The organism is Sphingomonas sp. (assembly GCF_039595165.1).
GTDB lineage: Bacteria > Pseudomonadota > Alphaproteobacteria > Sphingomonadales > Sphingomonadaceae > Sphingomonas.
In genome coordinates this window covers 1-8,521 of sequence record NZ_JBCNMA010000140.1, presented here as the reverse complement: position 1 = coordinate 8,521, position 8,521 = coordinate 1, and the positions used below count along the sequence as shown (strand labels likewise).

Below are 8,521 nucleotides of genomic sequence, written 5' to 3'. Positions count from 1 at the left end.
TACGGCTGCTTCCTTCCGGACCTGACCGGGTTGGCGACGGCATCGTCCGCCCGACTCCCGCGGCGCATATGGGGGAAGCGACCGGACATCGCAAGAGAGCAATGATTTGTGCACGGAGCGATGCTAGGTCCGCCCCCAATGCGAATCCTGTTGCTGGGGGCCGGGGGGTTCATCGGCCGGCATATCCTCTCCGAGCTCCTGGCGAGCGGGCACAATGTGCGCGCGGTCGCCCGCGACGTCGTGTCGCTGCGCGAGATGGAACCGGGCGCCGAATGGGTCGCGCTCGACCTCGCCCAAGCGACCGGCGCGAGGGATTGGTTCCCGCACCTCGACGGTATTGACTGTGTGGTCAACGCTGCGGGCGTGCTGCGCGGCCCGGAGATGGAGGCGGTCCACGTCGCCATGCCGAAGGCGCTGCACGCTGCATGCAAGAAGGCGGAGGTAGGCCGGGTGATCCTGATCTCCGCGGTCAGCGCGCGAGCGGACGTCGCGACCGGCTATGCGCGGACCAAGCTCGAGGGCGAAGCGGCGTTGCGGAGCTCGGGGCTTCGCTGGACGATCCTGCGCCCCTCGCTCGTCATTGCGGAGGGAAGCTATGGCGGCACGTCGCTCCTGCGCGGCCTGTCCGCCCTCCCGATCGCGCAGCCGCTCGCGGGGGACGGCAGCTTCGCCTTCTCCCCGATCCATGCCGACGATCTCGCCCGCGCCGTGCGGCTGACATGCGAGGATCTGTGGTTCGTCAACATGACGCTGGAACCCGCCGGTCCCGAGACGCTGACGCTGCGCGAGCTGATGACCCGCTACCGCAGCTGGCTCGGCTTCGGGCCCGCGCGCCTGGTGTCGATTCCGATACCGGTGATGCGGATGCTGGGGCGGATCGGCGACCTCGCCGGCTCCGGCCCGGTCTCGACCACGAGCCTGGAACAGATCGTCGTCGGCAACGCCGCGGATGGTGAGGCCTTCGCGCAGGCAGTTCAATTCAGGCCGCGCAGCGTCGCGAACGCGATGCGCGATCGTGCCGCCGGGGTGCAGGATCGCTGGCATGCCCGCCTGTTCTTCCTCGCCCCGGCGATCCGCTGGGGGCTGGCGCTGCTGTGGTTCGCCTCCGCGCTGCTTGGGCTGTTCGCAGGGCGCGCGCAGACGTTGGAGGTGCTGGCCACCGTCGGCGCACCGGAATCAGCCGCTTTTCCGCTCCAGTTCGGCACCGCGCTGCTCGACCTCGGAATTGCCGCGTTGGTGCTGCGCGACTCTCGTGCGCAGGTCGCCACCGCCGCGCAGCTTGTGGTCGTCCTCGGCTATACGCTGGCCCTCACCCTTACCCTGCCCTCCCTCTGGGCCGACCCGCTCGGACCGTTGCTCAAGAACCTGCCCGTCGCGCTGCTGATCCTCGTCCACGGCGCGATCGGAAACCGGCGGTGACTTATCTGCTGCTCAAATGGGTGCATGTGCTGAGCTCGACAGTGCTGTTCGGCTTCGGCGCGGGCACCGCCTGGTATCTGTGGTCGGCGCATCGCACCGCCGACCCGGCGACGATCGCCAGCATCGGGCGGATGGTCGTTCGCGCCGACTGGATCTTCACCGGATCGAGCGGGGTGATCCAGCCCGTCAGCGGGCTGATGCTGCTCCATGTCCTCGGCTATTCGCTGATCGAATCCTGGGTGCTGGCGAGCATCACCCTGTATCTGATCGCCTTCGCCTGCTGGGTGCCGGTAGTCGGCCTGCAGATCCGCGCGCAGCGGCTGGCTCAGGCTGCGGTGGATAACGGCACGCCGCTCGGCGACGACTACCGCCGCGCGATGCGGACCTGGTTCTGGCTCGGCTGGCCGGCGTTCCTGGGCCTCGTCGCGGTGTTCTGGCTGATGATCGCCAAGCCGCAGCTCTGGTAAGCGTCAGGCGAACAGCAGCCCGATCAGTTCGCCCACCTTGGCATGCGCCGCGTTGGCCTGCGCCAGCGGCAGCATCGGCGCGTCGATGTAGCAGGTGATCAGGATCGGCTTGCGCCCGGGCGGCACCGCGATCGCGACGTCGTTGACATAGCCCTCGCCGCTGGTGCCGGTCTTGTCGCCGACGCGCCAGCTCTTGGGCAGGCCCGCACGCAGCCGCTCCTTGCCGGTGGGCGAGGCTTCCATCCAGCCGGTCAGCTTGGCGCGCGACGCGGGCGACAGCGTCTCGCCGAGCAGCAGCGCATTGAGCAGCCACAGCATCGCCTGCGGCGTGGTGGTGTCGCGCACCTCGCCGTTGCGGACGATGTTGAGCGTCGGCTCGTCGCGGTCCGAACGGGTGAGGATGTCGCCCGTCGATCGGATGAACTTGGTGAGGCCGCGCGGGCCCGAAATCTGGCCGAAGACCAGGTTCGCGGCGCTGTTGTCGCTCACCTCGACCGCCGCCTGAAGCAGCGTCTCGATCGGCAGCGCGCCCTTGGCGAGGTTGGCTTTCACCACCGGGGCATGATCGAGCAAGTCGGCCTCGCTGAAGCGGATCTCGCGCGACAGGTCGATCTCGCCGCGGTCGGCGCGCGCCAGCACCGCGGCAGCGAGCGGCACCTTGAAGGTCGAGCACATCGCGAAGCGCGCCTCGGCACCGTCGAAGTAGCGCCGCCCCGTGCCGCTGTCATAGACCGCAAGGCCCAATCGCCCGCCAGTCTCGTCGCGGATGCGCTCCAGCGCACTCTTCTTCTGCGCGAGCGCGGCGGTGGGGAAAGCGGCGAGCGCAGTAGCGCCGGCGATCATCTGGCGGCGAGTCGGTGTCATCATCGTCCCTGCATATCGCGATGTTCTGACGGGAGCCTGACCGTCAATCCGTCGAGCTCGGGCGCCAGCACGATCTGGCACGAGAGGCGGCTGGTGCGCGTCGCACCGACGGCGAGGTCGAGCATGTCCTCCTCCTCCTCGCTCGCGCGGGGCAGCCGGTCGAAATCCTCGGGCGCGACGATGACGTGGCAGGTCGAGCAGGCCATCTGCCCCTCGCACGTCCCCTCGAGCGGCATGCCCCTGGCCTGCCCCACTTCGAGCAGCCGGTCGCCCGCCGCCGCCTCGGTCTCGCAGGCAAGGTCGCCATCGGGCGTCAGGAAGCGCACGCGGATCATGCCGCGAACCTCTGCTCGCGCGCCACCGCGTCGATCCGCTCGATCGCGCCGAGCAATTCCTCCTCGGTGGTGTAACGGCCGAAGCCGAGGCGGATGCTCGACCGCGCATCGGCGTCGCTGAGCCCGATCGCCTTCAGCACATGGCTCGGCCGCCCCGAACCGCTGGCACAGGCCGAGCCCGCCGAGAAGGCGATATCGCGCAAGTCGGACATCAGCCGCGCGACGTCGAGCCCGGGATAGCGCATGTTGAGATTGCCGGGATAGCGCTCGCCCTGCGAGCCATTGAGCGTCCACCCCGCTCCGCCCAGCGCCTGAAAGGCCTTGCGGTGCAGCTGCGCGACATGGCCGCGGTCGGCACCGAACCGCTGCTTGGCGAGCTTGGCCGCCGCGCCGAACCCCGCGCACAGCGCCGGCGAGAGCGTCCCCGAGCGTCCACCCGGCTCCTGCCCGCCGCCGTGAAGCAGCGGCTCCAGTGTCACGCCGTCGCGTACCCACAGCGCGCCCACGCCCTTGGGCCCGTGGATCTTGTGCGCGGACACCGCGACCAGGTCGCAGGTCTCGGGGATGATCTCACGGCCATAGCCCTGCACCGCATCGCACAGCAGCAGCGCACCGGCCTGCCTGGCCAGCATCGCGAGTTCCTCGATCGGCTGGATCGTCCCGATCTCGTTGTTGACCAGCATCACCGCGACCAGTCCCGTGCCAGGCCTGATCGCCGCACGCGCCGCGGTGAGCTCGACCAGCCCGTCGCTCCCGACCGGCAGCACCGTCACTTCGCGCCCGCGCCGCGCTTCCGCCGCGACAGTATCCAGCACCGCGGCATGCTCGGTCGCGATCGTCACGATCGGCCCGGTGCTGCCCTTGATCGCCCAATTCAATGCCTCGGTAGCGCCGCTCGTGAAGCTGACATTGCCGTTCGCCGGCATCAGGTCCGCGACCGCCTCACGCGCCACCTCGACCGCCGCCTTGGCCTTGCGCCCCGGCGCGTGCGCCGAATGCGGGTTGGCGAAGTCGTCGCTCAGCCAGTTGCGCATCGCTTCGAGTGCCTCGGGCGCGAGCGGGGTGGTCGCCTGATAGTCGAGATAGGTCATCCTGCCTTCGCCGCTGCCCCCATTGCGATGTCGATCCATGTATCGGTGAACCGCCTGATCTCCTCGGCCGTGGTCGACCAGCCGGTGCTTACCCGAATCGTTCGCGCCGCCCGCTCCGGCTCCACCCCGAACGCCTCGAGTACCCGGCTCTGCTTGAGCGTGCCCGACGCACAGGCGCTGCCCGCCGATACCGCGAACCCCTTCAAGTCGAACCGCACCAGCTGTGCCGCGGCACTGAGGTTCGGCATCGCCAGCGCGCTGATCGCGTCGACCGTCTCGCCATAGCCGGTGAGATGCTGCGCGCCATAGGTTTCGAGCGCGCGGAACATGTCCATCTGCGCCTGGTGCCGATCCATGTCGGGCGTCGAATCACGCTTCGCCGCCCAGCCCTCGACCGCCGCGGCGAAGCCGAGCACTGCGGGCAGATTCTCGGTCCCGCCGCGATAACCGAACTCCTGCCCGCCCGACGGCTCGATCAGCCCGAGATCGCCGACCAGCAACGCGCCGACGCCGATCGGCCCGCCGAGCTTGTGCCCGGAGATCACGATCAGCTGCCCGTGCCGGGGAAAGCGGTTCAGCCCCCACAGCTGCGACGCGTCCGTGACCAGCACCCCGCCACCCGCCTCGATCATCGGCGCATAGCGCTCGACCGGCTGGACCTTGCCCGTCTCCGGATTGACCCACTGGATCGCGATCACCGGCCGGTCGCCCTCGGCCAGCGCATCCTCGATCGCGTCGGGATCGACGTCCCATTCGCGATTGACCGGCAGCACTCCGGCTCCCGGCGCCGCGCGCAACACCGCGTCATGCTCGACCGAGCTGTGCCAGCGCCGCCCGCCCTTGGCGCGCCGCAGCGCGATCCCTAGCGCCTCGCTCGCGCCGCTGGTGAACAGCACATGCCCCTCCCAGCCCAGCGCCACCTTGATCCGCTCGCGCGCCTCCTCGAGCGCGGCGCGCGCCGCCCGCCCCTCGGCATGCGGCGAGGACGGGTTCGCCCAGCGCAGCATCCCTTCGATCATCGCCTCGCGCGCCTCGAGGCGCATCGGCGAGGTCGCGGCGTGGTCGAGATAGATGCGCTCGGTCAGGGCGGGACTCGTTTGAAATTGCGTGCGGGGCCTTCCCGACTATATAGCCAGCATCGTTTTCCGCGCCACCGCGCGTCTTTCTCAAAGCAGGTAGCTCTTGCCCGAAGTCATCATCCCCGGTCCCGAAGGCCGTCTCGAAGGGCGTTTCGCCCCCGCTCCCCGCCCCCGCGCGCCGGTGGCGATGATCCTGCATCCGCATCCTGCGGCGGGCGGCACGATGAACAACCGCATCGTGCAGGAGCTCTACAAGACCTTCCAGCGCCGCGGCTTCGCCACGCTGCGCTTCAACTTCCGCGGCGTCGGCAAGAGCCAGGGCACGTTCGACAATGGCATCGGCGAGCTCAGCGACGCCGCCAGCGCGCTCGACTGGGTACAGAGCTTCCATCCCGAGGCTTCGACCACCTGGATCGCGGGCGTCAGCTTCGGCGCGTGGATCGGCATGCAATTGCTGATGCGCCGTCCGGAGATCCGCGGCTTCATCTCGGTGGCGCCGCCGGCGAACATGTACGACTTCACCTTCCTTGCCCCCTGCCCGTCCTCGGGCATCATCATCCAGGGCGAGGCGGACGAGGTGGTGACCCCGGGCGCGGTGCAGAAGCTGGTCGACAAGCTGCGCACGCAGAAGCACATCACCATTCACCACGACACCATCCCCGGCGCGAACCACTTCTTCGAGCACGAGATGGATCAGCTGATGGGCAGCGTGGACAAGTATCTCGACATGCGGCTCGACCCGAACTCGCCGATCCGGTGAAGGGATCCCAAGGCACGTGAGCTGGAGGCCGGGGCAATGCCTCGGCCTTTTGCTTTTGGGCGAGCGCCGTCGCATGATGCTCCGATGAAGCAATCGACCGCGATCAAGATCGCCACCGGCGCCGCTGCCGCCGCCATCGGCGGGCTGTTCCTCTATTCGCGCGCCACCCGGCCGCCGGTGATCAACCCCCAGGTGCCGCAGCCGGCCAAGCCGGTCGACCTCGCGCGCTATCTCGGCAAATGGTACGAGCTCGCGCGGCACGAGAACCGCTTCCAGAAGGGCATGGACGCGGTCACCGCCGAATATGCGCTGGCGAAGGATGGCAAGGTCCGCATCGTCAACAGCGGCCTCCGCGCCGGCCAGGACGAACGCGACGTCGCCGAGGGTCATGCGATCGTCGCCGACGAGGAGACCAACGCCAAGCTCAAGGTCTCGTTCTTCGGCCCGCTCTACACCGGCGACTATTGGGTGCTCGACCATGGCGACGACTATGACTGGTCGATCGTCGGCGAGCCGAGCGGGCGCTACCTCTGGGTGCTGAGCCGCGATCCGCACCCGGCACCCGACATGCTCCAGATGCTGCGCGAGCGAGTCGAGACGCTGGGCTATGACCGCTGGGCGCTGCGCATCACGCGGCAGGATTGAGCGGCGATATGGAGCGGGTCGACGTCACCGTGACCGGCGGCTGCCAGTGCGGCGCGATACGCTACCGCGCGACTCAGATGCTCGACAACGCGCATCTCTGCCATTGCCGCATGTGCCAGAAAGCGGTCGGCAACCTCTTCGCCGCCCTGGTCGCCGCGCCCAACGAAGCGCTCGAATGGACCCGCGGAACGCCGGCCGCCTTCCGCAGCTCCGAGCATGTCGACCGCGGCTTCTGCGCCGATTGCGGCACCCCGCTCTACTACCGCAACCTCGAGGGCAGCCGCACCAACCTCACCATCGGCTCGCTCGACGACCCCGCCGCCTTCCCGCCGAAGACGCAGATGGGCAGCGAGGCGCGGATGCCCTGGTTCGGGGACTTGCCGGCGCTCGAGGATATCGGCGCGACCGAGGCGCAGGACGCGGATTGGGCGGCGGCGATCGCGGCAAGCAACCGGCAGGCGCCTGACAATGATTAGGTGCAGGGTTCAATCGACAAGTCTGGCGCGATCCTGGACGCGACCACAGTCAGGATTCGCAGCATGACTCAAGACTATCGCCCACCTAGCGGTCGGTCAGGCTTCTACATTCTCGGGGCTTGCCTGGCCGTTGCCCTGGTCGCGGCACTCACTGTGCTGGCACTCTACTCAGGCATGTTCATGCACGGCGACCCTTAGGCCGTCCTCACACCGTCCAGATAAGCACATTGCCCAGCGCCACCAGCGCGCACACGATCATCAGCACGCCCTTTTGCCGCTCGCCCTTGCGGACCAGCCGCGCGCCGCCCCACACCAGCGCGAAGGCGGCGACCATCAGGATCGCGAGGACGGCGGAGCCGGCGGTGGGAAGATTGTCCATCTCCCTTGCCATGCCCAAACCCCGCCTTCGCGTCGAGCGAAGATATGTTTGCGCCCGTCGCGCCTAGCACGATATAATTGCGATTGACTCGCAATAGCTGATCGTTAGGAAGCACGGCGAAGGGAGCGCCCGTGTACCATTATCTCGACCGCAGCGTGTCGTCGCTCGATCTCGGCGGGCGTTTCATCGTCTGGGCAGCGCGCGGCTGGGTGCAGGCGGTGAACCGCCGGCAATGCCCGTGCAACGCGCTCGCCGACGGTTTCACGCGCTGGAACGCGGCGGCGGCGTTGCAATCCTTTTCCATGGCCATGGCAATTCTTAATTGCGAAGCTGGCGAACCGCTCTATTTCCGCGCCCCGGGCCATAGTCGATTGAGCGACGACGAGGCGCTGCTGCTCGACCTGTTCGCGCAGGCGCCGCGCCGGCCCCAAGACGAGATGCGGGAGATGCTGGGCATGATCGTCCCTCCGACGAGCGCGCCCTCGCTCCACATCGCGATCGAAACCGCGGCGGCGGCGCTGGAGGCGATCGGCCTCAGCCCGTCGGCGCAAACTGGAAACCGAAGTGATGAGTGACCGCAACCATATCCCCCTCGCCCCCTCGGCGGCGCTGACGGTCGAGACCGTGACCAGCGTTCGTCACTGGAACGAGCATCTGTTCAGCTTCACCATCACGCGTCCGCAGAGCTTCCGCTTCCGCTCCGGCGAGTTCGTCATGCTCGGCCTGCCCGGTGAAGGCCGTCCGCTGCTGCGCGCCTATTCGATCGCGAGTCCCGCTTATGCCGAGGAGCTCGAATTCCTCTCGATCAAGGTGCCCGAAGGCCCGCTGACCTCGCGGCTCCAGCTGATCCAGCCGGGCGACCAAGTGTTCCTCGGCCGCAAGCCGACCGGCACGCTCGTCACCGACGCGCTGCTGCCCGGCAAGCGCCTGTTCTTCCTGTCGACCGGCACCGGCCTCGCGCCGTTCCTCAGCCTCGCGCGCGACCCCGACGTCTACGACATGTTCA

The 8,521-nt window shown here is 68.4% G+C and carries 12 protein-coding genes; 7 read left to right on the top strand and 5 right to left on the bottom strand.

Features of this window, described 5'->3' with window-relative positions; all coding sequences use genetic code 11:
* The first annotated feature begins 138 nt into the window (after positions 1-138).
* Both ABDV68_RS16790 and ABDV68_RS16785 read left to right on the top strand, forming a co-directional pair.
* Positions 139-1,419, top strand: a complete 1,281-nt coding sequence (locus ABDV68_RS16790; RefSeq protein ID WP_343521251.1) for an SDR family oxidoreductase — start codon at positions 139-141, stop codon at positions 1,417-1,419.
* Complete coding sequence (locus tag ABDV68_RS16785; protein WP_343521250.1) at positions 1,416-1,886, top strand: DUF2269 domain-containing protein; 471 nt, start codon at positions 1,416-1,418, stop codon at positions 1,884-1,886. The genes ABDV68_RS16790 and ABDV68_RS16785 overlap by 4 nt, the downstream gene beginning before the upstream one ends.
* Positions 1,887-1,889: 3 nt before the next feature.
* Here ABDV68_RS16785 and bla read toward each other — a convergent pair whose 3' ends face one another.
* From bla to ABDV68_RS16765, 4 genes are read right to left on the bottom strand one after another with little or no spacing between them, the layout of a single operon-like run.
* A complete protein-coding gene (bla, locus tag ABDV68_RS16780; RefSeq protein WP_343521249.1) occupies positions 1,890-2,753 on the bottom strand; it encodes a class A beta-lactamase in 864 nt (287 codons plus the stop codon).
* The gene (locus ABDV68_RS16775) at positions 2,750-3,085 is read right to left on the bottom strand and encodes a 2Fe-2S iron-sulfur cluster-binding protein (protein ID WP_343521248.1); all 336 of its coding nucleotides are present in this window, start codon (positions 3,083-3,085) and stop codon (positions 2,750-2,752) included. The genes bla and ABDV68_RS16775 overlap by 4 nt, the downstream gene beginning before the upstream one ends.
* A complete protein-coding gene (locus ABDV68_RS16770) occupies positions 3,082-4,215 on the bottom strand; it encodes a cysteine desulfurase family protein (protein ID WP_343521247.1) in 1,134 nt (377 codons plus the stop codon). Before ABDV68_RS16770 ends, ABDV68_RS16775 begins: the two co-directional genes overlap by 4 nt.
* Entirely contained in the window at positions 4,173-5,249 is a 1,077-nt protein-coding gene (locus ABDV68_RS16765) for an aminotransferase class V-fold PLP-dependent enzyme (RefSeq protein ID WP_343521252.1), read from the bottom strand. The genes ABDV68_RS16770 and ABDV68_RS16765 overlap by 43 nt, the downstream gene beginning before the upstream one ends.
* Positions 5,250-5,358: 109 nt before the next feature.
* On the opposite strand from ABDV68_RS16765, the gene ABDV68_RS16760 reads away from it, so the two are divergent.
* From ABDV68_RS16760 to ABDV68_RS16750, 3 genes are all read left to right on the top strand, one after another.
* Entirely contained in the window at positions 5,359-6,015 is a 657-nt protein-coding gene (locus ABDV68_RS16760) for an alpha/beta hydrolase (protein WP_343521246.1), read from the top strand.
* Positions 6,016-6,099: 84 nt separating this feature from the next.
* Positions 6,100-6,660, top strand: a complete 561-nt coding sequence (locus tag ABDV68_RS16755; protein WP_343521245.1) for a lipocalin family protein — start codon at positions 6,100-6,102, stop codon at positions 6,658-6,660.
* 8 nt (positions 6,661-6,668) lie between these two features.
* Complete coding sequence (locus tag ABDV68_RS16750; protein ID WP_343521244.1) at positions 6,669-7,136, top strand: GFA family protein; 468 nt, start codon at positions 6,669-6,671, stop codon at positions 7,134-7,136.
* A gap of 205 nt (positions 7,137-7,341) precedes the next feature.
* On the opposite strand, the gene ABDV68_RS16745 is transcribed toward ABDV68_RS16750, so the two are convergent.
* On the bottom strand, positions 7,342-7,515 hold the full coding sequence (locus ABDV68_RS16745) for a hypothetical protein (RefSeq protein ID WP_343521243.1): 174 nt from the start codon (positions 7,513-7,515) through the stop codon (positions 7,342-7,344).
* A gap of 155 nt (positions 7,516-7,670) precedes the next feature.
* On the opposite strand from ABDV68_RS16745, the gene ABDV68_RS16740 reads away from it, so the two are divergent.
* Positions 7,671-8,090, top strand: a complete 420-nt coding sequence (locus tag ABDV68_RS16740; RefSeq protein ID WP_343521242.1) for a hypothetical protein — start codon at positions 7,671-7,673, stop codon at positions 8,088-8,090.
* Positions 8,083-8,521: FAD-binding oxidoreductase (locus ABDV68_RS16735; RefSeq protein ID WP_343521241.1), on the top strand; the 439-nt coding region annotated here is incomplete at its 3' end. The genes ABDV68_RS16740 and ABDV68_RS16735, both read left to right, overlap by 8 nt.